The sequence below is a fragment of the Winogradskyella haliclonae genome (assembly GCF_014635865.1).
In the GTDB taxonomy this organism is placed as follows: domain Bacteria; phylum Bacteroidota; class Bacteroidia; order Flavobacteriales; family Flavobacteriaceae; genus Winogradskyella; species Winogradskyella haliclonae.
In genome coordinates this window covers 328,081-352,835 of record NZ_BMDQ01000003.1, presented here as the reverse complement: position 1 = coordinate 352,835, position 24,755 = coordinate 328,081, and the positions used below count along the sequence as shown (strand labels likewise).

The following is a 24,755-nucleotide window of genomic DNA, read 5'->3' as shown; positions in this document are numbered from 1 at the left end:
AAAAATAAAGACTGTGAAGGAGATTTATCGTTTTCCTAATCATATTAACTAAAAATTAGCAGTTGTCTTTTACTCTTGCAGTATATTTATACCTTAATAACAACCATTACATGCCAACCGACTGTATTTCGTTTAGAGACACAAATTATTTCTCTTCATTTATATGTGATTATTTGGATGAAAACCATGAGTTGAAACCATTGTATCATCGTTTTCCTAAGCTAGAAAATTTCAAACAACAAATTGAAGAAAAAGCGTTGTCTGTTACACCAGAGTCGAGAGTCGTTTTAGCAAATGTGTTAAAACAGCAATACCAAAGTACTGATGCTTCAGAATTGACACTTCAGAATATTGAAAGCTTGCAATCAGAAAATACGTTTACCATAACTACTGGTCATCAATTAAATTTATTTACGGGACCATTATATTTTCTACACAAAATTATCTCTACGATAAATCTTACCAAACAGCTTAAAGACACTTATCCAGATTTTAATTTTGTACCTATCTATTGGATGGCGTCTGAAGATCATGATTTTGATGAAATTAATTATTTCAACTTTAGAGGAAAAAAAATACAATGGAATAGAAAAGATGGTGGTGCAGTAGGCCGTTTTAATACAGAAGGTTTAGATGATGTATTGGATATTATTTCTGCCGAATTTGGGCCAGGACGACATGCAGATACTTTAAAGAGTTGGTTTAAGGAAGCTTATATCAATCATAATAATCTTTCAGATGCAACGCGTTATTTAGCGAATGCTCTTTTTACAGAATACGGTTTAGTGGTTTTGGATGCTGATGATAAAGAATTAAAAAAACTTTTTATTCCGCAAATGAAAAAAGAACTGTTAGAACAAACTGCTTTTAACGCGGTTTCTGATACTAACAGAAATATTGAAAAGTTAGGATTTAAAATTCAAGTTAATCCTAGAGAAATAAATCTTTTTTATTTGGATGAAAATCTACGTGAACGCATTGTTTTTGAAGATAATGTATTTAAAGTCAATACTACAAATCTTACTTGGAATAAGGGTGAATTACTAAAACATCTCGATGAGATGCCTGAGCGTTTTTCACCAAACGTAATTATGCGTCCAATATACCAAGAAGTAATTTTACCAAACCTATGCTACATTGGAGGCGGCGGTGAAATGGCATATTGGTTTCAGTTAAAGTCTAATTTTGAAGCCCAAAATGTTACTTTTCCAATATTGTTATTGCGTAATTCGGTATTAATCAAAACTGAAAAACAAGCTAGAAAACAACAAAGTTTAGATATTACGGATACTGATTTATTTCTGAAGCGCGATAGTTTTATTAATAAACGTGTTCGAAAAATATCAAATATTAATATTGATTTTTCTGAACAGACAGAACATTTAAAGCATCAATTTGTAGGATTACATCAACTTGCAAAAGATACCGATAAGTCTTTTTTAGGTGCAGTAGAAGCACAAGAAAAAAAGCAACTCAAAGGGCTTCAGCATCTTGAAAAACGATTACTAAAAGCCCAAAAGAGAAAACTTGCAGATCAAATAGCTAGAGCTACAGAATTACAAGAACAATTATTTCCTAATAATAGCTTACAAGAACGAAATACAAATTTTTCAGAATTATATTTAGAATTCGGAGAAGTGTTAATCCCCGAGTTATTAAAATCTTTAGAGCCATTAGAAGGTGATTTTACGATTTTAACGATATAATTTTGCTGTTAATAAAAAGGATTAAAAATTCTTCAAAAAATCCCGAATCGTAATTTCCAATCTAAAATCTATTTCTATTTTTGTGCATGCAACACAACAAAGTCCTTATTTTAGATTTCGGGTCGCAATACACACAGCTTATTGCGCGTCGCGTTAGAGAGTTAAACATCTATTGCGAGATACATCCATTCAACAAAATTCCTTCAGATTCTGACAGTTTTAAAGCTGTCGTTTTATCGGGTAGTCCAAACTCTGTGAGAGGTGAAGAAGTGCTTCATCCAGATTTGTCTAATATCCGTGGAAAAAAACCAATGTTAGCCGTTTGTTACGGTGCACAATATTTAGCACACTTTTCTGGTGGAGAAGTGGCAGAATCCAATACAAGAGAGTATGGTCGTGCAAATCTAGGTTTTGTAAAAGAAGACGAAGCTTTTTTTGAAAACATATCAGAAGGCAGTCAAGTTTGGATGAGTCATAGTGATACCATTAAGAAATTGCCTACTGGAGGCACTTTACTAGCAAGTACAGCAGATGTAGAAAACGCTGCTTATAAAATTGAAGGCGAAGATACTTATGCTATTCAGTTTCATCCTGAAGTTTATCATACCACAGATGGAAAGCAATTACTCGAAAATTTTCTTGTAAGAATTGCGAGACTTAATCAGGATTGGACACCAAATGCTTTTGTAGACGAAACAGTTGATGTGCTTAAAGCACAATTAGGAAACGATAAAGTCGTTCTTGGTTTATCAGGAGGTGTAGATTCTTCTGTAGCAGCAATGTTATTACATAAAGCAATTGGAGAAAATCTGTATTGCATCTTTGTAAATAATGGTTTGTTACGTAAAAATGAATTTACCGATGTACTCAAGCAGTACGAAGGTATGGGGCTTAACGTTAAGGGTGTAGATGCTTCGGCACGCTTTTTGGAAGCCTTAGCAGGAAAGAGTGACCCAGAGGAGAAACGAAAGACCATAGGCGCTATGTTTATTGAGGTTTTTGATGATGAAGCACACTTGATTAAAGACGTGAAGTGGTTAGCACAAGGAACAATTTATCCAGATGTTATAGAAAGTGTATCGGCAACTGGTGGACCAAGTGCAACAATTAAGAGTCATCATAATGTTGGTGGATTGCCAGATTTTATGAAACTTAAAGTGGTTGAGCCATTAAAGGCATTATTTAAAGATGAAGTAAGACGTGTTGGGGCTTCTATGAATATGGACAAAGGGTTATTAGGACGTCATCCATTTCCTGGACCTGGATTGGCTATTAGGATTCTTGGAGATCTAACGCCAGAGAAAGTTCGTATATTACAAGAAGTCGATGCTGTTTTTATTAATAATCTACGTTCTTGGAATTTGTATGACAAGGTTTGGCAAGCTGGTGCAATATTACTACCAGTTAATAGTGTAGGTGTGATGGGAGATGAGCGTACTTACGAAAAATGTGTAGCACTTAGAGCTGTAGAAAGTACTGATGGTATGACGGCAGATTGGGTAAATTTACCTTATGAGTTTTTACAGAAAACCTCAAATGAGATAATAAATAAAGTGAAAGGTGTAAATAGAGTTGTATATGATATCAGTTCAAAACCACCAGCAACTATAGAATGGGAATAGAAAATGAACTATTTTAAGTTCTAATTTTTTAAATAGTTATGAAGCAATTTTTAATCATCTTACTCTCCGTTTTTACTATTAGTCTTAACGCACAAAATTATAAGACGCATAAAGTAAAGACTGGTGAAACTATAGAGAGTATAGCTAAAGCATATTTGGTAACACCTTTCGATATTCTGGCATTAAATCCAGATGCTAAAACTAATTTTGGACCAAATACAACTTTAATTATTCCAAATTCTAAAGTAAAAAATGACCCAATAGTTGAAGCGTCTAAAGAGGTTATTGATTATAAAAAGCATAAAGTAAAACGAAAAGAAACACTGTACGGCTTATCAAAGAAATATAATGTCAGTGAAGATGATATTAAAAAAGCCAATCCAAGATTATATTCTGAAAATTTAAGACGAGGCGATAGAATTAGAATACCACGATTTAAGACTGTAATATCAAAACAAACATTATCTAATACGATAAAGAAGTATACCGTTTTGCCAAGTGAAGGTAAATGGCGTATTGCGTATAAATTTGGAATTACAGTACAAGAATTAGAAGCTTTAAACCCAGATATGAAGGACGTTATACAGCCAGGTGATGCCTTAAATGTTCCCAATATTGCAAATAACGAAGAGAAAACAACAGATACAGCATTTAATTACTATGAAGTACAACCAAAGGAAGGGTTCTTCAGACTAAAAGTAAAGTTGGGTTTAACACAAGAAGAATTAGAAGAATTGAATCCTGGGCTTGCTGAATCTGGTTTAAAAGCAGGTATGGTACTTAAAGTACCTTCGGATGTAGAGACAATTACTACCGTAGCTGACGAAGACTATAATATTACAGATTTAAGAGATAATATTACGAATACTTCAACAAAAAGATTGGCAGTATTATTACCATTTAAGCTGCATAGAATTGATTTAGATTCTGTTGCTGAGGTAAAAGCTATGATGAAATCTGATAGAGTTTTAAGCACAGCTTTAGACTTTCATTCTGGTGTTTTAATGGCTCTAGATTCTGCAAAACATTTAGGGATTTCTACCGATTTGAAGGTGTTTGATACAGAAAATAGAACCTCAGAGATTGTTAACATAACAAGTCGCGAAGATTTTTCTGATTACGATGCCGTAATCGGGCCAATGATGTCCAAAACGTTCGACCGTTTTGCAGCTGAGGTAAGAAGCGATGCTGTTCCTGTTTTTGCTCCATTAGCAATGCCTTCAAAAGTATCAGGAAATGTGTATCAAACCATTCCAGATAAAAAGATATTGGCACAAAAAATGATTAATTATATTAAAACGGATAGTACCAAAGCTCAAGTTGTTATTATTGCGGATCAGAAACATAAGCCAATAAGTAATACCCTTAAAAGAGAATTCCCTGCTGCTAAGCAATTGTTTTCTGAGATAACTAAAAAAGGTAAGGACAAAGGAAAAGATGAGTATTTTATTTATCCTACGACGTTTGAAGGACTTTTTAAAAAAGGTAAGAATATTGTTTTCTTAGAAACAGATGATATGTCTTTTGGATCTAGTATTATTAGTCTTTTAAATGGGCTATCGGTTGACGATATTGAAATCATTTTAACAACTACAGATAAGAGCAGAGCTTTTGAAAGTAAAGACCCAGACAACAATTATCATTTGTCTAATCTTAAGTTTCATTATGCTACTATTAATAAGCAATACGATACGGATGCTGCAAATGGATTTGTAAGTATGTATAAGTCTAGATATGGCTTAACACCAAGTAAATATGCTACTCGTGGGTTTGATTTAACCTTAGATATATTATTGCGTTTAGCATCTAACGATGATGGTTTACCAAATTCTGATGATGAATCGGCAACAGAGTATATTGAGAACAAATTCCGTTATACCAAGAAGACATTTGGGGGCTATGTAAACGAAGCAACTTATATTGTTAGGTACGACAATCTTAAAATTGTAGCGGTTAATTAAGTTTCTATCATTTTGATTTAGCATTAAGCTCTAAATTACAATAAGAATTATTTGCCATCGTTTTAATTGAAAATCATCATCAATGAAAACTTTTTTCGCACTCCTTTTATTTACGTCTATAGCTTTTAGCCAAAATGAAGATTTAGAGACCTTCTCATGGAATGCAAATAAACCTTTAGTTTGGAAAGATTTTAAAGGTATACCAAATCAAAACACAGATGCCGCTGCATTAACAGCTTCTGGGATTACGTTTGGATTCTCTATTGGCAAAACAGGAGACAGAATTACTGATTTTACTACCACCGTAGAGTGTTTGTTTTATCCATCAGAATCATGGTATAAACCAGAAGATGCTTCACCTCACATATTAAAGCATGAACAATTGCATTTTGATATAACGGAATTACATGCTAGAAAATTTCGTGAGCAAATAAGTAGAATCAAAGCATCTTCAAGTCTGCGAAACCAACTCAATGATTTGTATAAATCCATAAGTTTGGCGTCTTCTAAAATGCAGAACTTATACGACGAAGAAACCAATCACTCTATAAATAGAGAAAAACAAACTGCTTGGAATATTTTAATAGCTCAAGAACTTAAAAAGCTGGAAGCTTTTAAAACACAGTAAATGTTATCAGGTAATAAGGAGGCTTTAATAGAGCTTGCCAAATACAAAATGCCGTTTGGTAAATATAAAGATCAATATCTGGTTGATATTCCTGAGTATTATTACACATGGTTTAAGCAAAAAGGATTCCCAAAAGGAAAATTAGGTGACATGATGCAACAGATGTACGATATTAAAATCAACGGATTGGAAGAATTGATTTATACGATACGCCGAGAGTTTTAGTATTTGTAAATAAGAAAAAGCGATTTGAGGTTTAATTCAAATCGCCTTTAGTCATTGTTTTTAGGTCTTAAAGTGCAGCTTCCGATTTGTGTAAACTTACTACTGTAAGTACTGCAACGCCATTAATCCAGTAATAATATGCATCTATACCTTCAAATGAAAAGATAAAAGGTGCAACGATGAATACAATTGCAACTATAAAATCTACAATTAAATGCACTTTATAAGAGATTACTTTAAATATGCCTAGATGATGATCTGTTAAAAGCGTCAATATAAAGGCTGCTATTCCTGTGGCTACAGAAAGCGTTACTGCTAACGAATTAGAGTCTCCTAAGCCTAATAAAAAAGGTAGTATTATCAAAGCAATAGCTACTGGGTAATCTAAAAAGGCGTGTATTCTTTTGGTTACGAATTTCATGATTTTTAGTTATTTATAATCAATCACTTAATTATGAGTTTTACTAAGCTTTTTCCAATTTTTATCAGCAATGCTCTTTAGTTTACTATGATTGTTTTCTGCTAACCATAATTGCTTTGCATCTAATTCTACATTTTTTAAGTACAGATAATACTTTCCATCCTCTACTATAAATTTGTTTGGATCTACTCTAAATTTAGCACCAGCATAAGTTCCGAAAGCGCAGAAACCTCCATATTGCGGCATATATTTAGCTGGGTTTTTATCAAAAGTTGCTTTTTGCTCTTTAGATGTAAAGTAATATGTTACTTTCTTATATTCTGACTTATAATTTTTATTACCAATTTGTGCAAGTCCTAAGTCTAAATAGGATACAGGACTATAACCTTGGAGTGCAATATTGCTATTGTCTAAGTTGTTTGCCATTTTATCTTGTGCAGACAACGATGCTGTTAGTATTAAGGTGAATGCTAATACTATTGTTTTTAAAGTTTTCATTTTTTCTATGTATTTAGTGTTATTAAAATTATTCTGCGTTGAAATATTCTTCATGAATTACTTTGCCTTCATCATTCCAGATTCTACGAATGATTTCGTGCCAGTAGATTTTACTACCATCTTTCATGTCAAAATCGAATGTAAATTCTGATGCTGATACATTTCCATCAACTATTGAGTGATGATGCGTAATGCCATTTACTTTAGCGATAGCCCCAGCAAAACCTTCCATTTTTGCAATCATTTCTGATTTTCCAGTTGTTCCGCCATTTCCATAATCTGAGGTGTTTGCATGGTCTGCGAAAAATTCTTTCACAGCATCTACTATAGCGCCTTGTGAAACTATGGCGTCCATTTTTTGTACTTGTTCTTTAATTATCATCTTTTTTTGTTTTTAGTGATTTTTACACTGCAAAGATGAAGCAGAATTAAAGTTTTAATGCTACAAAAAAAGGACTAAGAATTGTACTTTTTTAATTTGAAGTCGGTAGGAGTTATGCCTGAATAATGTTTGAAAAACCGTGTAAAGTGATTAGGTTCTTCGAAGCCCAGTTGTATCGATATAGCATTTATAGGCTGGCCTTCAATCAGCATTAATTTGGCTGTATTTATTATTTCGAGACGTATTAGTTGACCTAAAGATGTATTCATTTTTGCTTGTACTTTGCTAGACAGTGCTTTTATAGAAAGGTTCATTTTATCAGCATAAAACTCAAGAGAACGTTCTTGAGTATGGTATTTTTGAAGTAGTTCTATAATATTCTGAGAAAATAAATCTCTGTTTTTAAAATCGAAATTTTCTCTAAACTGTTTTGGTGTTTGTCCTGTAGAGTTTTTAAAAACGCGATTAAAGTAAGCATCATCTTTGAAGCCTAATTCATAGGACACTTCTTGGATACTTTTATCAGTAAACGCAACTTGTTTTCGACTTTCTTGGAGGCGTTTTGAGCTCATCAAATTTTTAACAGATAAGCCAATTTTATCTTTTATTAAAGCTTGGGCATTATAACCACGGTCATTAATAAGACTTACCAGATCATTGCCGGTTAGGTGATTAGAGTATTCTTTATCTATAATTTCTTTTGTATCAAAAATAACTTGATATTCTTCTTTATTGGCTTTAAAAGGATTTTGCCAATACCATTGCTTTGAGGAAACATCTATTATATCAGCTGAATTATCTGTTAATGCAGATTCTGATAGAAACGTGTTACACTCTTCGCATTCTAATAGATCAATATAACCTAACGAAATAAGATGCTTAAAAAGTACCCTAACGTCACTATCGTAAAACTTCTCCTGATTAGAAAATATAATCTTTCTAACAGTAAAATCATCTGATAGAAATTTAATGTACTGTCCTTTTTCTAGAAAAATGGCTTTTTCCTGCCAATCGTAATAATTTTTAAAGTCTACTTGAATACTTCCTTTACCAGACAGAATATGTATAAGTGTATGACTTTCTATAAAGTATATCTTATTAATTTCTGGAGAGAATTTTTCAACTTTTTGCATTGAGTAACATTAAACCGTGTTAGCTACTAAACGAATTTAGTCGTTTAGATTGTTAAATTCAAGTTCTTATATGACTTTAATTCATCTAAACAAACCTAAAACAATTACCAAATAAGTCATTTAATTTTGTAAATTTGCCTGCGTTTAAAAGCGCAACATGATAACTCATCCTAAGTATATTTTTGTAACTGGCGGCGTGTCTTCTTCTCTTGGAAAAGGCATTATTGCAGCATCTCTAGCCAAATTACTACAAGCTCAAGGTTACAGAACTACAATTCAAAAACTAGATCCATATATTAACATAGATCCGGGAACTTTAAATCCTTATGAGCATGGTGAATGCTATGTTACTGACGATGGTGCAGAAACAGATTTAGATTTAGGACATTATGAACGCTTCTTAAATGTACCTACTTCTCAAGCTAATAATGTAACGACTGGTCGTATATACCAAAGTGTTATAGATAAAGAACGTCGTGGAGAATTTTTAGGTAAAACGGTACAGGTCATTCCACATATTACAGATGAGATTAAGCATCGCATACAGTTGCTTGGCAATTCTGGTGATTATGATATTATTCTTACCGAAATAGGCGGAACGGTTGGTGATATTGAGTCTTTACCCTATATAGAAGCAGTACGCCAATTGCAGTGGGATTTAGGCGAGAACAATGCATTAGTCATTCACTTAACATTAGTCCCATACCTTTCTGCAGCTGGAGAATTAAAAACAAAACCAACGCAGCATAGTGTAAAAACATTAATGGAAAGCGGCGTACAAGCCGATATTTTGGTATGTCGTACGGAACACGAATTGAGCGATAGTATTAAAACCAAACTCGCACGTTTTTGTAATGTTAAGAAAGAGGCCGTTATTCAATCTATTGATGCTTCCACTATTTATGATGTTCCTAACCTAATGCTTGAGGAAGGTTTAGATAAAGTGGTTTTAAAACAGCTAGATTTAGAAAGCAATCAACCAGATTTAGGTCGTTGGAATGAGTTTTTAAAGCGCCATAAAAACCCAAAAGGAGAAGTGACTATTGGCTTAATCGGTAAATATGTTGAATTGCAAGATTCTTATAAGTCAATTTTAGAGGCATTTATCCATGCTGGTGCTGAGAACGAAGTGAAGGTTAAAGTTGAGTCTATTCATTCAGAATATTTGTCTAAAGACAATGTTCAAGAAAAGTTGAGTCATCTAGATGGTGTACTTGTAGCTCCTGGTTTTGGAGAACGTGGTATCGAAGGTAAGATTGATGCAGTTAAATATGTTAGAGAGCATAATATACCATTTTTAGGTATTTGTTTAGGTATGCAAATGGCAGTTATAGAATACTCTAGAAATATTTTAGGCTTAGATAATGCCAATTCTACGGAGATGGATGAACATACACCGCATCCTGTTATTGCTTTAATGGAATCGCAGAAAGATGTCGTTAACAAAGGCGGAACTATGCGTTTAGGCTCTTGGGATTGTAATGTTGAAGTGGATACACTTGCTTATATATCTTATAATCGTACAGAAATAAAAGAACGCCACAGACACCGTTTTGAGTTTAATAACGATTATAAAGCACAGATTGAAGCTGCAGGTTTAATAGCGACAGGGTATAATCCAGAAACTGGTTTGGTAGAGATAGTAGAAATTCCTTCGCACAATTGGTTTGTTGGTGTACAATACCATCCAGAATATAAGAGTACAGTTGCCAATCCGCACCCACTTTTTGTATCATTTGTTGCAGCAGCTTTAACGTATAAGAACAATAAGTAATGTGCCAGTTTGGCATAATTAAGACTTTGGATAGCTTTTTGGTTTATTCAAAATAACTAATCAATTAGACCGCCGACATTTTTGGCAAAAGACATATGGAAGAAAAGAAATTAGACATTAACTCAATCATAGGCTTTGTGCTTCTTTTTGGTATTATGATTTGGTATTTGTACCAAAGTCAACCAACACCTGAAGAATTAGAAGCCCAAAAACAAGCTGAAACAGAAAAGATAGCTGCAGAACAAAAAGCAAAACAAGAAGCAGAAGCATTGAGCACTAAAGTGACAACTGCTGAAGATTATTCTAATGCATCAGCTACAGATTCTTTGCAGCAAGTCGCACTCCAAAACGAATTAGGGGCTTTTGCATATGCATCTACTTTACCATCAGCAACTGATGCGGTTACAGAAGTAGAAACAGATGTGTTGGCATTAAAATTTAATAATAAAGGAGGATACCTTTCTGAGGTTAAGTTAAAAGCTTTTGTAGATCATAATGATGCGCCTATCTATTTGGTGAAAGATGGCAATAGCAATTTTAATATCAATTTTTCGACGACAGACAATCGTGTTTTAAATACAGAAAATTTATACTTTCAGCCAACCATAACTAAAAGTGGCGATAACACTGTAGTGTCTATGAAGCTTAAAGTTTCAGAAACACGTTACTTAGAATACAGGTACGAGTTAAAACCTAGCGATTATATGATTGATTTCGCTATTAAATCTCAAGGTTTAGATAACGTTGTTAATAGCTCTCAAGAAATTAATCTAGACTGGAAACTTAAGGGTTACAGTCATGATCAAAGTATATCTTATGAAAATAGATATACACGCTTAACGTATCAGCATGATGGCGATAAGATAGATAAGCTCGCACAAATGAATGATGACGAAGAGGTGGTGACCGATGTGTATTGGCTATCTTACAGGCAGCACTTTTTTAGCAGCATTCTAGTACCAGATTCGCCATTAACATCGGTGAGCATGTCTTCTAAAGACTTGGTTAAAGATGAAGAAGTAGATAGTGTTTATACAAAATTATATGCTTCAAAAATGCCATTGACTTTAAGTGGTGGAGAGTTTAATAAGTCTATGGGCATGTACTACGGGCCTACAGATGCTAAGATTTTAAAAGAATATGACAAAAATCTTGAAGAGAGTATTCCGTTTGGTTGGGGAATTTTCGGATGGATTAATAAGGCCGTATTTATTCCTTTATTTGGATTCTTAAGTGGATTCTTACCTTATGGAATCGCTATTATTGTGATGACCGTATTGGTAAAAATACTATTGTCTTTTGTACAGTATAAGCAGTTCTTGTCTCAGGCAAAAATGAAGATTCTAAAGCCAGAATTAGATGCGATTAGAGCTAAGTACAAAGACAATAAATTAAAAGCTCAGCAAGAAACTATGGCATTACAAAATAAAGCAGGTGCAAGTCCATTAAGTGGGTGTTTACCTGGTTTAATGCAGATACCAGTGTTCTATGCCTTATTTATGTTTTTCCCGACTGCGTTTGATTTACGTCAGAAGAGTTTCCTTTGGGCGGATGATTTAAGTTCTTATGATAGTATTGCAGAATTACCATTTAGTATTCCGTTTTATGGTGATCATGTGAGCTTGTTTCCAATATTAGCGGCTATAGCTATTTTCTTCTACATGAAGATGACAACTGGCCAACAAACAGCGATGCAAGGACCACCGCAAGAAGGCATGCCAGATATGAGTAAGATGATGAAGTATATGATTTACTTTTCGCCATTATTAATGTTGGTGTTCTTTAATAACTATGCCTCTGGATTAAGTTTGTATTACTTTATTTCTAACTTAATTAGTATTGGTATTATGTTAGTCATTAAAAACTACATTATTGACGAAGAAAAAGTATTGGCAAAAATTGAGGTGAGTAAGAGCAAGCCAAAAAAGCAGAATCGTTTTCAAAAGAAGATGGCTGATATGATGGAGCAAGCCGAAAAGCAAAAGCAAATGCAACAGCGTAATAGAAAAAAATAGTCTATTATAATTTAGATATTAAAAAAGCCACAGTTTTATGCTGTGGCTTTTCTTTTTTATTTAAAATGAAGTTTCATGCCTTAGTGTGATTTTTTAAACCCTAAGTCCTCGTAAAACTTAATAGCTTTTGGTCTTTGTTTGTCTTAGTTGATTGTAATAATTGGGCGTTTCTTTCTTTGGCTCTATGTATTGCCCATTTGAACACTGCTTTTCCAATGCCCAGCCCTCTTTTATTTAGCTATATCTTTTTCGGTTGCTTTTCTAAAGATAAATTCTAATTCATTTTTAATCATAAGATGTTCTTAATCTATGCATAAAATTATAATCATAAAAGAAAAGCCTCCTATTAATAGGAGGCTTTAAAAACTAAATCAATCAATATAAAAATGAGGTAATCAGCCTCGACTTTTAATTTTTAAGTTGCAGGTAATAAAACTGCGTTTATAACATGTATAACACCATTTGCTGTTTGTACATCTACAGCAATAATACCAGCGTCATTACCAGCACCATCAGTTATATCTGCAATATTTCCACCTGTTCCAGGTAATGTTATTGTAATAGTTTGCCCTTGTAATGTTGTAGGCATCGTATCTCCACTTTGGTTTAAATCTCCAGACTGGACATTGTTACCAGCTAAAACGTGATGTTCTAGAACTTCTGTCAATAAAGCTGAATCTATATCTGCAGGAGAATTCCACATCATGTTAGAATCTAATAATGCTTGAAAAGCCGCATTTGTTGGTGCAAATACTGTAAAAGGTGCAGGCATAGTTCCATTAGCTGTAGATAATGTAGCTACAAAATCTGGTTGTCCAGCAGTTGTTAAAGAGGCAACTAAACTTGCAAATTCAGGATTTGCTAAAGCCATATCTACAACAGTTGGTGGCAGTAATACTTTATTAATGACATGTATAACGCCATTATCTGCAGCAACATCAGCACCAGTAACATTAGCACCAGCTGTAGAAGCAAATCCACCATTTATCTCGACCGTACCAGAATTATTTCTAGCGTATAGGCTTAAATTATTATTTCCGGGACCAGTAGCTCCAACATTTGCATAAACACCATCTGTTGTTATTGCAGAAGAAGGGATTTCGCTACCTATAATAACATGATTTAATAACACATTGGTTAATAGGTTTATCTCAATATCATCAATTGAGTTCCATGCAGGGTTAGAATCTAATAATGCTTGAAATGCAGCATTGTCAGGTGCAAATACAGTAAAAGGACCATCTCCTCTTAATGTTAAGACTAAATCAGCTCTGATTAAAGCATCTGCAAGAGATGAGAAACCATTTGCTATAGCAACATCTACCACTGTATTTGGAACAGGCGTGTTGTTGTCATCATCGTCGCTACATCCAGATAATCCTAAAACCAATAAAAAAACTGGGAGTAACTTTAAGTACTTTGAAATAATTTTCATTTTTTTGAGTTTAAAAGTTAATAAAATTTGTTCATCTTGTTTAACAAAAATATAAAATGATTAAACATATAATTGCCTACGGTGTTGTTTTAACAATAATTTTAACACCTTTAGCTGCTCAAAATGAGATTAATAAGTTCGACGAAAGTGGTAAAAGGCACGGTATATGGCAAAAAAACTACCCAAAAACCAATCAGTTACGTTATAAAGGAAAATTTCTTCACGGAAAAGAAATAGACACATTTAAGTATTATAAGCTCAAAAGAAAGAAAAGTGTTTTAAGTGCTGTTAAGGTTTTTAATCTAGATAATAATGAAGCCCAAGTCACTTTCATGGCATCTAATGGAAACGTGATTAGCCAAGGAAAAATGGATGGCAAAAATTTTATTGGTAAATGGGTATTCTTTCATAAAAATTCGCAAGACATTATGATTGAAGAAAATTATAATGCCAAAGGTCAGTTAGAAGGTAAGCGTTCCGTAATGTTTATTAATGGTAAAGTTGCTGAGGTAGCAGATTACAAAAATGACTTGCTTAATGGGATAACAAAAATATATTCAGAATCTGGCAAATTACTTCAAGAATCCATATATAAGGATGATAAACTTGATGGCAATACAAGCTATTACGATATTGATGGTAATCTCCAAGCCAAAGGCAGTTTTAAATCTAATCTTAAAATCGGTCTTTGGGAATATTATAAGAATGGAGAACTGGTTAGAAAAGTGGACCATGATAATGACAAAGTGATTTTTAAAAAGCAATAGTTTTAAACTATCCTATAGATAAGCTTTAAGAATGGTAATCTTCAAAAGATTACCTTTTTTATTTTGTAATTTTGCCCAAGTTTTTTCGAATAGATTTCGAAACATATAACAAGATGAAAAACAAACGTGTCATAGTAGGTCTTTCTGGAGGTGTAGACTCCAGCGTTGCTGCATACCTTTTAAAAGAACAAGGTTATGAGGTTATTGGACTATTTATGAAAAATTGGCATGACGATTCTGTGACTATTTCAGATGAATGTCCATGGTTAGAGGATAGTAATGATGCCATGTTGGTGGCAGATAAGTTGGGGATTCCTTTCCAGACTGTAGATTTAAGTGTGCAATACAAAGAGCGTATTGTAGACTACATGTTTAAGGAATACGAAAACGGACGTACACCAAACCCTGATGTGCTTTGTAATCGTGAGATCAAGTTTGATGTCTTTATGGATATCGCACTTGAGCTTGGCGCAGATTATGTAGCGACAGGTCATTATTGCCGAAAAGCAACTTTTGAAAAAGATGGACAGCACATCCATCAATTATTAGCAGGTGTAGATACTAATAAGGACCAATCCTATTTTTTATGTCAATTATCACAAGCGCAATTGACTAAAGCATTATTCCCGATTGGAGAATTGACAAAACCTGAAGTTAGAGATATTGCAAAAGCACAAGGCTTAATTACTGCAGGAAAGAAAGATTCTCAAGGCCTTTGTTTTATAGGAAAAGTTAGACTTCCAGAATTTTTACAACAGCAACTCAAGCCAAAAGAGGGTGTTATTGTAGAGATTCCTGAAACATTAGATGCCTATCATAAATCTATTCCTCGTTTCGATTCTAAAGTTAGCGAGTTGGCATTTCATTCCGATAAAATGGCCTATAATGTGTCTCAAGGCAAGGTTGTTGGGAAACATCAAGGTGCCCATTATTTTACTAAAGGGCAGCGTAAAGGTTTAGCCGTTGGTGGTACAAAAGAACCACTATTTGTCATTGAAACTGATGTTGACGAAAATATCATTTATACCGGTCAAGGCAAAAATCATCCAGGTTTATTACGTTCGGTGTTGTTTGTTAAAAATGAAGAATTGCATTGGGTACGTGAAGATTTAACTATGGCTGATGGTGAAACCATGCAAGTCAAAGCGCGTATTCGCTATAGACAACCATTAGAAGAGGCTACATTATATAAAGTATCTTCTGGATTGTATGTAGAGTTTAAAAACAAGCAATCTGCCATTACTGAAGGGCAATTTGTGGCTTGGTATATCGATGATGAGCTGTTAGGCTCTGGTGTAATTTCTTAGATATTTAGACTTCTTTTTCATTAACTTTACGCTATTAAATACATAGGATTAATGGCAAATAGAATCACTTCACTTTTCAATATAAAATATCCAATTATTCAAGCCGGAATGATTTGGAATAGCGGTTGGCGTTTGGCTTCTGCAGCGAGCAATTCAGGAATTCTAGGATTAATCGGTGCTGGTTCTATGTATCCAGATGTGTTGCGTGAGCACATTCAGAAATGTAAAGCGGCAACAGACAAGCCTTTTGGCGTGAATGTGCCAATGCTGTATCCTAATATCGAAGAGATTATGGACATTATTGTCGAGGAAGGTGTGAAGATTGTATTTACCTCTGCTGGCAATCCTAAAACTTGGACAAGTTGGTTGCAAGAGCGCGGAATTACTATTGTACATGTAGTGAGTAGTGTCAAATTTGCGCTTAAGGCAGAAGCTGCTGGCGTAGATGCTATTGTAGCAGAAGGTTTTGAAGCTGGAGGCCATAATGGTCGTGATGAAACCACGACGCTAACCTTAATTCCTATGGTAAAGGAGCAATTAAGTATTCCACTAATTGCCGCTGGCGGAATAGCCACAGGAAAAGCCATGCTTGCTTGTATGGTTCTAGGTGCAGATGGTGTACAAGTAGGTAGTCGATTTGTAGCTAGTGAAGAATCCTCAGCACATCAAGCTTTTAAGGACGTTGTGGTAGATGCAAAAGAAGGCGATACACAGCTCACCTTAAAAGAGTTAGCACCTGTACGCTTAATTAAAAACAAGTTTTATAACGAGGTCCAAGAATTGTATAAAACTGGACCAACAGTCGATGAACTAAAAGTGCTTTTGGGTAGAGCGCGTGCCAAGCGCGGTATGTTTGAAGGCGATTTAGAAGATGGCGAATTAGAAATCGGGCAAATCGCAGGACTCATACACGATATAAAACCTGTAGCTCAAATTGTTCAAGATATGGTGTCTGAGTTTGAAATAGCTAAACAGCACATCAACACACTTTAGAGGTACACATTCCTTAAATATTCGATAAATTTAATAGCGACTAAAACTTTTTTGAGACATTTTTCAAAAAGTGCCGTTATTAAATAAAACAAACCAATCGAATACTAATTTTTGGAACATCCGGAATTAATAAAAGCATGTAAAAAGAATAATCTAAAAGCCCAGATGCAAGTCTATCTGATGTACAAGGATATGCTGTATAATGTGAGCTTTAGGATTATTAAAAACGCACAAGATGCACAGGATACTGTACATGATGCTTTTATTAAAGCGTTTCAAAATATATCTAAGTTAGAAAACGACCTTAACCTTGGGCCTTGGTTAAAACGTATTGTAATCAATTGTTCTTTAGATTTTTTAAGACAAAAAAAGAAGTTAGGTTGGTTACAAGAATCGTATGAACTTCCAGAGACAGAAGACGATGATACTTATGAAGACATCACATTTAAAGTCGAAGAAGTAAAAAAAGCAATTAATACATTAAAGGACAAGTACCGAATCATCATAGTACTGTATTTAATTGAAGACTATTCGCATAGAGAAATCGCTGCGCAATTAGGCTTAAAAGAAAGTACAGTACGTAATCAATATGTAAGAGGTAAGTGTCTTTTAAAACAGCAATTGCAAAATAAACTAATAGTATGAGTTTAGAGAAATTTATTAAGGAACATAAAACAGCATTTGACGACCAAGTCATGCCTGATGCTATCACATTAGATTTTGAAGCACGGTTAAAAAATGAGCTGCATCATTCTAGTCGGGTTAAACACTTAAGTCTTATTAAATACGCCTCTGTAGCGGCTAGTATAGCATTGTTAGTCACATTAGGGGTTTTATATAATGATAGGCAACAGCAATTAGAAATTAGAGATAATCTAATGCTAGCTTTGGATGAAAGTGAAACTAATAGTGAGCGTCTAGTAGCTATTTATGACATAGAAGATGAGTATCAAGACAAGGAAGAAGATGAAAAAATATTAAATGCGTTCTTTAAAATTTTAAAAGAAAATTCTGATGCAAATTCTAAAATAGCGGTCATTGATGCACTTTTAAAATTTCCAAATAATCAAAAGGTTAGGACTAACCTCATTGAAGCTTTAGGAAATGAAAAAGAACCTTTAGTACAACTAAAACTCATAAAATCTGTTGCCGTCTTAAGAGAAAAGCGTGCAAAACCTAATTTACAAGAAATTATAGAAGACAATGAGTCTTTACCGTTGGTAAAAGGTAACGCTTCAGCCTTATTAGCTATGTTAAATCAATAATACTGAAATAAATTCAACATAAGAAAAACGAATAGAAATGAAAAATATAATAACACTAATAGCACTACTTTTAATTGTAGGTATTGGTAATTCACAAGTAAAAGAAAAACGAATTAAATTTAATAAAGGAACATTAAAAATATGCTCAAACTCTCACATGACTATAAAAGGTTATGATGGAGATGAAGTTATCATAAAGAGTCTTAATGAGTCACGTTTTTCCTATTTTTATGACTTTGGAGATAAAGATGATAAGTTTGTAGACTCACTAGAAGAATCATCAGACGGTGCTTTATCAAAGAGTTACTATTTGTTGTCATCACAATTTCAAGATAAAGAATTAGAGAAAGGCTTAAAGCCTTTAGGGAATAAGTCTGCCAACCCTGAAGATAATCTATATCTAAATATTACAGAAAAGCCAGGTGAGTTAATTATTAAAGACTATGATTATAGTATATCTGATAAAAGCAAGGTTGATGGTTTTGCATATTTCATTAAGGATAAAAAAGGAAAATCAAAAAAAGATGTAACAACACAATATAATAGTCTTCTTCAAAGGAATAATAAGTATGAAATATTAATTCCAAATTCAATTAAGTTATCATGGAATGTTGAAGATTGTGCCAAGAAAAATTCTAATACATTTTTTATAAGAACCACTTCAACACCTTGGGAATTAAATGATTTTAGAGGTGAGGCGGAGATTTCAACGTCTTATAACTCAATAAGTTTAGCTAATGTTAGTGGTCCTGTAATTGCCAATACTATTGGTGGAAACATTACTGTTGTGTTCGATAAAATTTCGCCAAGTAAGTTATACTCTCTAGTAAGTAACGATGGTTATATAGATGTTAGCTTACCAAAGAATTCTGATGTAAAGGTGGATGTCAATGGTAAGCGTGTACTCAGTGATATAGACTTTACCGTTTTAGACGAAACGTTACAAAATGGAATTAAAGAAATGAAGCTTCAATTAAAATCTGGTAAGACCAAAATAAAGATAGATGCAGGTTCAGGTAGTGTCTACCTAAGAAAAGGCTAGTATATTCTAAAAAAGTCTAGCTTATTGAGTTAGACTTTTAATTTCATTTATGTCCTACGTAGTTCTTACAGACTAAAAGATAGGTGGCTTTAACATGTCATGAAGTGACCTATAATTCATCAAAAACCAACTAAAAAATTTAATTATGCGTTTGTTATGTGTTATCATAACCCTATGCCTCTTTGTGAGTTGCAAGGGTCAAAAAAAGAGTGAAAATAAAGCTTTGGAAGAGCGAATTTCACGAATAGAGAATGGCTTACAATCCAATTTAAGGGTTAAGTATGGCGATAGTGTTAGTATTCAATATTATAATATTGAAGAACGCATGAAAGAACTGAAGATTCATGGCCTTAGTATTGCTGTTTTAAATAATGGCGTTGTAGAATGGGCCAAAGGTTACGGAATGGCTGATACTAGTCAGAATAAAAAGGTGACTGCAAAGACACTATTTCAGGCAGGTTCTATAAGCAAACCTATTGCCGCTACTAGAGCACTTCAACTTGTTGAGAAAGGTCAACTAAATTTAGATACTAATGTAAATGACTATCTAAAAAGTTGGAAAGTGCCTGAGAATGAATTTACAACTAAAGAAAAGGTGACTTTAAGACGATTGCTAAATCATTCTGCGGGACTTACCATTCATGGTTTTCCTGGATATTCGACCAATGATGCGGTTCCTAGTGTTTTAGATGTACTAGAAGGTAAAGGAAATACAGATGCAGTACGTGTTTTTCGAGAACCTGGTGAAAAGGTAGGCTATTCTGGTGGTGGCTATACAGTGATGCAACTTATGATATCTGATACGGAACAGAAAGAATTCTCGGATATTTTACAAAAAGAAGTACTCAACCCACTTGGGATGACCTCAAGTACATACGCAAACCCATTGCCAAAGTCCTATCACAATCTTGCTGCGGCTGGTTATAAATCTGATGGTTCCCAAGTGCCAGGGAAGTGGCATACTTATCCCGAAATGGCAGCAGCTGGACTTTGGACAACACCATCTCAATTGCTGTTATGGGCAAAAGCTATCCAAGACACCTATCAAAACAAAAAAGATGGATTTTTAAAAGCGCAGACAGTGAATGAAATGGTAACAGATTATGGTAATAACCAAGGTATGGGCCCTTATGTTGTAGACCATTTATTTGGGCATGGAGGTTCTGATGAAGGGTTTGTATCAGACCTAAGAATCTGGAAAGCGCATCCTATTTCAGTAGCTATTATGGTAAATTCAGATAATGGCAATGATATTATTCAAGAACTATTTTTAAGCATAGCTAAGGAGTACAATTTACCAGGAATCTATCATAGATTAAGGACTTATAGTGAACAGTCCAAAGAACAACGCGCTCGCTATGTAGGATTATATCAATTCTCTGAAGACACTGTAGCTAAAGTCTCTATTAAGGATAATGGTTTGGAATTTTCAGGAGGTCTTGTAAAGAACCCTATCTTTTTAATACCAGAATCGGACACCTTGTTTTTTAGTTCTAAGAGCGGTACATATTTTGAGTTTGTTTTTGAAAATGGCTCGGTCACAAATTTAAAAGTAGTTGGTTATAATGGTAAAAAAATATCAGATTAGAATATCCACTTAAAAACTAAGTTTCAGTGATTGCCAAAACGCTCAAGGCAATGGCTGAAACTTTTTTATTTGACGTCCATTTTTCCAAAAACCCTGTTTTACCCCTAAAAACTACGTATTTTTACGTATTGATTATTAGTATTTTAAAAACTAACTTCGCTTATCTAACAATAAATTCAATTAAAACAGAACTTATCTCATCGTTGGGCGTAATATAAAAAAACTCAAGAATGAAAATATTAAATGTCGAAATAAACAATTATCGGTCTTGTATTCAGACTAAATTTAGTTTACCTCTTAATTTGATGACGTTAATTGGCGCGAATGGTGTCGGTAAAAGCAATATTTTATATGGTTTGCGCCTCTTCACAGAAATGGACAATAACCGAACTTTCTTTACCGATGAAATAAAAGATGGCATTTTAGATGAATTAATAAATACTCAAATAAATTTAGTTGTAGATTTTGAAGATAAAATTGTATTTATTCGCTGTAAGTTTTACTATGAAACAGATGAGAGAAATATTGATAAAGTCTTACATAGTGAAGTAAAATATAGAATTGAAGGTGAAAATTCGAGAAAATACCATGAGATTTCTGGCACTATTTATCAAATAATTGATGTGCTAGATGGTGGCAGATTAACATTTGACCAATTACCCAAATCCATACGCACAAATAGAATTAAATATCAGACAAGGTTGATAAAAAGTTTAACTAACCTTAGTTATTACAGCGCCACACAATTTTCTGACCCAAGTAAATGTCCAATATCAATCGAATTAGACGATTATAGGATAAGTTCTCGAAATGTAAAAGGAAATAAAATACATCAACAATTTGTCTATGACTTATACAAAGCTTATAAGAGTTCGAATTCAAACTTTGAGCTGTTTTTAAACACAGTAGGACTTAACGGTCTTGGACTTGTTGAAGACATAAACTTTAGCGACCATACAATTCCGAGCAGTTCATATAAAGTAAAGACTGGAGGTAAAATTCAACAAATTGAAAATAAGAAAAGTATAATTATACCATCAGTTAAAGTAGATGGGCTTACGTTATCGCCTAATCAACTCTCAGAGGGAACATTTAAAACATTAGCCTTAGTATTTTATATTCTAAATGATAAGAACGAATTATTACTTATAGAAGAACCTGAAGTTTGTATTCATCACGGTTTACTTAGTAGTATACTACAACTAATCATACAGCAGTCTAGATATAAACAAATAATTATTAGTACTCATTCAGATTATGTGCTTGATATGCTTAGCCCTGAAAATATTTTATTGGTTCATAAAGAATTTGATTTTGGCACCAAAGTAACTTCTATATCGAAGACCCTGTCCGCAAACGAATATAGAGTTCTAAAAGATTATTTAGAAAGTGAGGGGAATTTAGGTGAATATTGGAAAGAAGGTGGCTTTGACTATGAGTAAAAGTAAAAAAACGAAAATTAAGGCAATAGGTTTAATTGTTGAAGATAATAGTGATTTTACCTCACTAAAAATTATCATTAGCCGTATTATAAAAAAAAATAACTTAACGTTTAAAAAGGCTATTGGAAACGGTTGCGGTAAAATGAAAAGAAAAGCTGTAAGTTATGCAAACGTTCTAAGCAATAAAGGCTGTGATTTAATTATTTTAGTTCACGATTTAGACAGAAATGATTTAAAGACCCTGAGGACTGAACTAAATCAGACAATTAATATGAGTAATGCAAAAAATAAATTTGTTTGCATTCCAATCGAAGAAATAGAGGGATGGTTTTTGAGTGACCCTGAGGGAATAAAAAATGCATTTGGCCTAAAGAGAATACCCAATATAAAAGGAAACCCTGAGACTGTCACTTCACCAAAGGAAAAATTAGAGGATTTTGTATTTCAATGTTCCAATAAATCAAAAATATACTTGAATACAAAGCACAACAACTTACTATCCGCAAGTTTAGATTTAGAAAAAATAAGAAAGAAGTGTGTATCATTCAAAGAATTCGAAGAAAAAATAAATACCTATTCATATTAAATACTACGCCCAACAACGTATATAAAAAATAGCAGTTTAATCGCTAAAACGAAAGAAAGTAAATATAAAATGAGGTTTATGTTTAACCGAAAAGTTAGTGCTTGAAATCCTCTACTAGCCATACACAAAACCGCAAAGCGTAACTCCAAATCCATCTAAAAATTACCAAACCATAGATTTGGACAAGACCTTCATAGATTTAGACAAATAGTGCTCATAGATAAGACTCAACTTTGTACTGTAATTAAAACACAAACAAAAAATGAGTCAAAAAACTGCAATTATTACAGGAGGAAGTCGAGGATTAGGTCGTGATATGGCGCTTAATCTCGCAAAAGATGGTGTAGATATTATATTTTCGTACAATACTAACACCACAAAAGCCAATGAAGTCATTTCAGAGATTGAAGCTTTAGGGCAAAAAGCGGTGGCTTTTCCGTTTAATGCTAACGATTATAAAAGTGGCCAAGCATTTATAGAACAAGCGACCAATTACCTTAAAGAAGAAACTGGGAGTCCAAACTTTGATTTTTTAGTCAACAATGCCGGTACAGGCACCTTTAATAGGGTTGCTGATACCACAGAAGAGCAGTTCGATGAAATGATGAATGTACATCTTAAAAGCGTGTATTTTTTAACCCAAGCTGCTCTACCATATATTAATACTGGCGGGCGTATTATAAATATTTCTAGCGGATTGGCACGATTTAGCTTGCCAGGGATGTCGTCTTATGCCATCATGAAAGGCGCTATCGAAGTCTTTACACGCTACTTGGCAAAAGAATTGGGCGAGCGTAAAATTACAGCTAACGTTATTGCGCCAGGAGCCATAGCTACGGACTTTGCTGGAGGCAGCAATAAAGACGCGGAAAAAGCAGCCATCATCTCTAGCATCACCGCCTTAGGTAGAGTAGGAGAGCCAGAAGATGTCGGTGGTACCGTTGCCTTTTTATGTTCGGACAGAGCAGGTTGGATTAACGGACAGCGTATTGAGGTGTCTGGCGGAATGTTAGTCTAGTTTTATTTAATTTTACGGAAATGAAAGACTTAAAGCATTTTAAAAAAGTAGCCGATTACCATAAACTGGCAAATATTTCTTCACCAGAACATCCACTGATTAGTCTGGTAGATTACAGCAAAGTAAACTACGTCGATAACATCGAAACGCTGAGATGGCAACAGGACTATTATACCATTGGCTTAAAACGCAATATCCCTTATAAGTTTTTCTACGGGCAACAAGAATATGATTTTGATGAAGGTGTGATGACATTCATTGCACCACATCAAATCATGAGTTTGGAAAGCAACCCTAATGTAAAAGCAAAAGAACCAACAGGATGGTTATTACTGGTGCATCCAGATTTTTTATGGAACACATCGTTGGCAGAGTCCATTAAACGCTATGAGTTTTTTAATTATAGTGTTAACGAATCGCTCTTTTTATCCGAAAAAGAGGAAACCATGATGGAAGATTTGCTTAAAAATATTCAGCGTGAGTATCAAGCTAACATTGATAAGTTTAGCCAGCAAATTATTGTCTCTCAATTAGAGCTACTACTCAATTATGCCAATCGGTTTTACGAGCGGCAATTCATCACCAGACAAATAGCTAATCATCAGATTTCGGAGCAATTAAACAAACTGCTTACGGACTATTTTAATAATGACAATCTAATCGATAAAGGTTTGCCAACGGTAAGCTTTGTGGCGGAACACCTTAATTTATCACCTAATTATCTGAGTAATTTGTTAAAATCTATTACTGGTCAAAGCACCCAGCAACACATACACAATAAACTAATAGAAAAGGCCAAACTAAAATTATCCAGTACAGCACTTTCGGTGAGCGAGATTGCCTATAGTCTAGGTTTTGAACAAGCGGCCTCGTTTTCAAAACTCTTCAAAAATAAAACGGAGATGTCACCTTTAGAGTTTAGGAAAGCATTTAATTAAAAATTCTAA

At 33.9% G+C, this 24,755-nt stretch carries 23 protein-coding genes; 18 read left to right on the top strand and 5 right to left on the bottom strand.

Features of this window, described 5'->3' with window-relative positions; translation table 11 throughout:
• The first annotated feature begins 110 nt into the window (after positions 1-110).
• The 5 genes from bshC to IEV10_RS12115 all read left to right on the top strand — a co-directional run bounded on the left by bshC (position 111) and on the right by IEV10_RS12115 (position 6,142).
• A complete protein-coding gene (bshC, locus tag IEV10_RS12135; protein WP_188375109.1) occupies positions 111-1,706 on the top strand; it encodes a bacillithiol biosynthesis cysteine-adding enzyme BshC in 1,596 nt (531 codons plus the stop codon).
• A gap of 86 nt (positions 1,707-1,792) precedes the next feature.
• A complete protein-coding gene (gene guaA / locus IEV10_RS12130) occupies positions 1,793-3,328 on the top strand; it encodes a glutamine-hydrolyzing GMP synthase (RefSeq protein WP_188374994.1) in 1,536 nt (511 codons plus the stop codon).
• A gap of 38 nt (positions 3,329-3,366) precedes the next feature.
• Positions 3,367-5,289 carry a muramidase family protein gene (locus IEV10_RS12125; RefSeq protein WP_188374993.1) on the top strand — a complete coding sequence of 641 codons (1,923 nt, stop codon included), beginning with the start codon at positions 3,367-3,369 and terminating at the stop codon, positions 5,287-5,289.
• Between the two features lie 82 nt (positions 5,290-5,371).
• A complete protein-coding gene (locus IEV10_RS12120; protein WP_188374992.1) occupies positions 5,372-5,917 on the top strand; it encodes a DUF922 domain-containing protein in 546 nt (181 codons plus the stop codon).
• Positions 5,918-6,142, top strand: coding sequence for a DUF3820 family protein (locus IEV10_RS12115; protein WP_188374991.1), 225 nt, complete (start codon positions 5,918-5,920; stop codon positions 6,140-6,142).
• Positions 6,143-6,209: 67 nt separating this feature from the next.
• On the opposite strand, the gene IEV10_RS12110 is transcribed toward IEV10_RS12115, so the two are convergent.
• The 4 genes from IEV10_RS12110 to IEV10_RS12095 all read right to left on the bottom strand — a co-directional run bounded on the left by IEV10_RS12110 (position 6,210) and on the right by IEV10_RS12095 (position 8,576).
• Positions 6,210-6,563: an SPW repeat domain-containing protein gene (locus tag IEV10_RS12110; protein WP_188374990.1), complete on the bottom strand. Its 354-nt coding sequence runs from the start codon at positions 6,561-6,563 to the stop codon at positions 6,210-6,212.
• 27 nt (positions 6,564-6,590) lie between these two features.
• A complete protein-coding gene (locus tag IEV10_RS12105; protein WP_188374989.1) occupies positions 6,591-7,061 on the bottom strand; it encodes a YHS domain-containing (seleno)protein in 471 nt (156 codons plus the stop codon).
• A 28-nt stretch (positions 7,062-7,089) separates the two neighbouring features.
• Positions 7,090-7,443, bottom strand: coding sequence for a hypothetical protein (locus tag IEV10_RS12100; protein WP_188374988.1), 354 nt, complete (start codon positions 7,441-7,443; stop codon positions 7,090-7,092).
• 74 nt (positions 7,444-7,517) lie between these two features.
• Positions 7,518-8,576: a helix-turn-helix domain-containing protein gene (locus IEV10_RS12095; protein WP_188374987.1), complete on the bottom strand. Its 1,059-nt coding sequence runs from the start codon at positions 8,574-8,576 to the stop codon at positions 7,518-7,520.
• 157 nt (positions 8,577-8,733) lie between these two features.
• Between IEV10_RS12095 and pyrG the strand changes: the two genes are divergently transcribed.
• Both pyrG and yidC read left to right on the top strand, forming a co-directional pair.
• Positions 8,734-10,350: a CTP synthase gene (gene pyrG / locus IEV10_RS12090; RefSeq protein ID WP_188374986.1), complete on the top strand. Its 1,617-nt coding sequence runs from the start codon at positions 8,734-8,736 to the stop codon at positions 10,348-10,350.
• Positions 10,351-10,445: 95 nt separating this feature from the next.
• Entirely contained in the window at positions 10,446-12,365 is a 1,920-nt protein-coding gene (gene yidC, locus IEV10_RS12085; protein ID WP_188374985.1) for a membrane protein insertase YidC, read from the top strand.
• Between the two features lie 415 nt (positions 12,366-12,780).
• On the opposite strand, the gene IEV10_RS12080 is transcribed toward yidC, so the two are convergent.
• Positions 12,781-13,800 carry a fasciclin domain-containing protein gene (locus tag IEV10_RS12080; RefSeq protein ID WP_188374984.1) on the bottom strand — a complete coding sequence of 340 codons (1,020 nt, stop codon included), beginning with the start codon at positions 13,798-13,800 and terminating at the stop codon, positions 12,781-12,783.
• Positions 13,801-13,856: 56 nt separating this feature from the next.
• Between IEV10_RS12080 and IEV10_RS12075 the strand changes: the two genes are divergently transcribed.
• The 11 genes from IEV10_RS12075 to IEV10_RS12025 all read left to right on the top strand — a co-directional run bounded on the left by IEV10_RS12075 (position 13,857) and on the right by IEV10_RS12025 (position 24,746).
• Positions 13,857-14,567, top strand: a complete 711-nt coding sequence (locus tag IEV10_RS12075) for a toxin-antitoxin system YwqK family antitoxin (protein ID WP_188374983.1) — start codon at positions 13,857-13,859, stop codon at positions 14,565-14,567.
• Between the two features lie 113 nt (positions 14,568-14,680).
• Positions 14,681-15,874, top strand: coding sequence for a tRNA 2-thiouridine(34) synthase MnmA (mnmA, locus tag IEV10_RS12070; protein ID WP_188374982.1), 1,194 nt, complete (start codon positions 14,681-14,683; stop codon positions 15,872-15,874).
• Between the two features lie 51 nt (positions 15,875-15,925).
• Complete coding sequence (locus IEV10_RS12065) at positions 15,926-16,867, top strand: NAD(P)H-dependent flavin oxidoreductase (protein WP_188374981.1); 942 nt, start codon at positions 15,926-15,928, stop codon at positions 16,865-16,867.
• Between the two features lie 111 nt (positions 16,868-16,978).
• On the top strand, positions 16,979-17,512 hold the full coding sequence (locus IEV10_RS12060) for an RNA polymerase sigma factor (protein ID WP_188374980.1): 534 nt from the start codon (positions 16,979-16,981) through the stop codon (positions 17,510-17,512).
• Positions 17,509-18,132 carry a HEAT repeat domain-containing protein gene (locus IEV10_RS12055; RefSeq protein ID WP_188374979.1) on the top strand — a complete coding sequence of 208 codons (624 nt, stop codon included), beginning with the start codon at positions 17,509-17,511 and terminating at the stop codon, positions 18,130-18,132. The genes IEV10_RS12060 and IEV10_RS12055 overlap by 4 nt, the downstream gene beginning before the upstream one ends.
• Positions 18,133-18,169: 37 nt before the next feature.
• Positions 18,170-19,174, top strand: coding sequence for a DUF4097 family beta strand repeat-containing protein (locus IEV10_RS12050; RefSeq protein ID WP_188374978.1), 1,005 nt, complete (start codon positions 18,170-18,172; stop codon positions 19,172-19,174).
• 223 nt (positions 19,175-19,397) lie between these two features.
• Complete coding sequence (locus tag IEV10_RS12045) at positions 19,398-20,762, top strand: serine hydrolase domain-containing protein (RefSeq protein WP_188374977.1); 1,365 nt, start codon at positions 19,398-19,400, stop codon at positions 20,760-20,762.
• A 230-nt stretch (positions 20,763-20,992) separates the two neighbouring features.
• Positions 20,993-22,204: an AAA family ATPase gene (locus IEV10_RS12040; RefSeq protein ID WP_188374976.1), complete on the top strand. Its 1,212-nt coding sequence runs from the start codon at positions 20,993-20,995 to the stop codon at positions 22,202-22,204.
• Positions 22,197-22,790 carry a DUF4276 family protein gene (locus IEV10_RS12035; RefSeq protein ID WP_188374975.1) on the top strand — a complete coding sequence of 198 codons (594 nt, stop codon included), beginning with the start codon at positions 22,197-22,199 and terminating at the stop codon, positions 22,788-22,790. Before IEV10_RS12040 ends, IEV10_RS12035 begins: the two co-directional genes overlap by 8 nt.
• Positions 22,791-23,052: 262 nt before the next feature.
• Complete coding sequence (locus IEV10_RS12030; RefSeq protein WP_188374974.1) at positions 23,053-23,808, top strand: SDR family NAD(P)-dependent oxidoreductase; 756 nt, start codon at positions 23,053-23,055, stop codon at positions 23,806-23,808.
• A gap of 20 nt (positions 23,809-23,828) precedes the next feature.
• Positions 23,829-24,746 carry a helix-turn-helix domain-containing protein gene (locus IEV10_RS12025; RefSeq protein WP_188374973.1) on the top strand — a complete coding sequence of 306 codons (918 nt, stop codon included), beginning with the start codon at positions 23,829-23,831 and terminating at the stop codon, positions 24,744-24,746.
• Positions 24,747-24,755 lie beyond the last annotated feature (9 nt).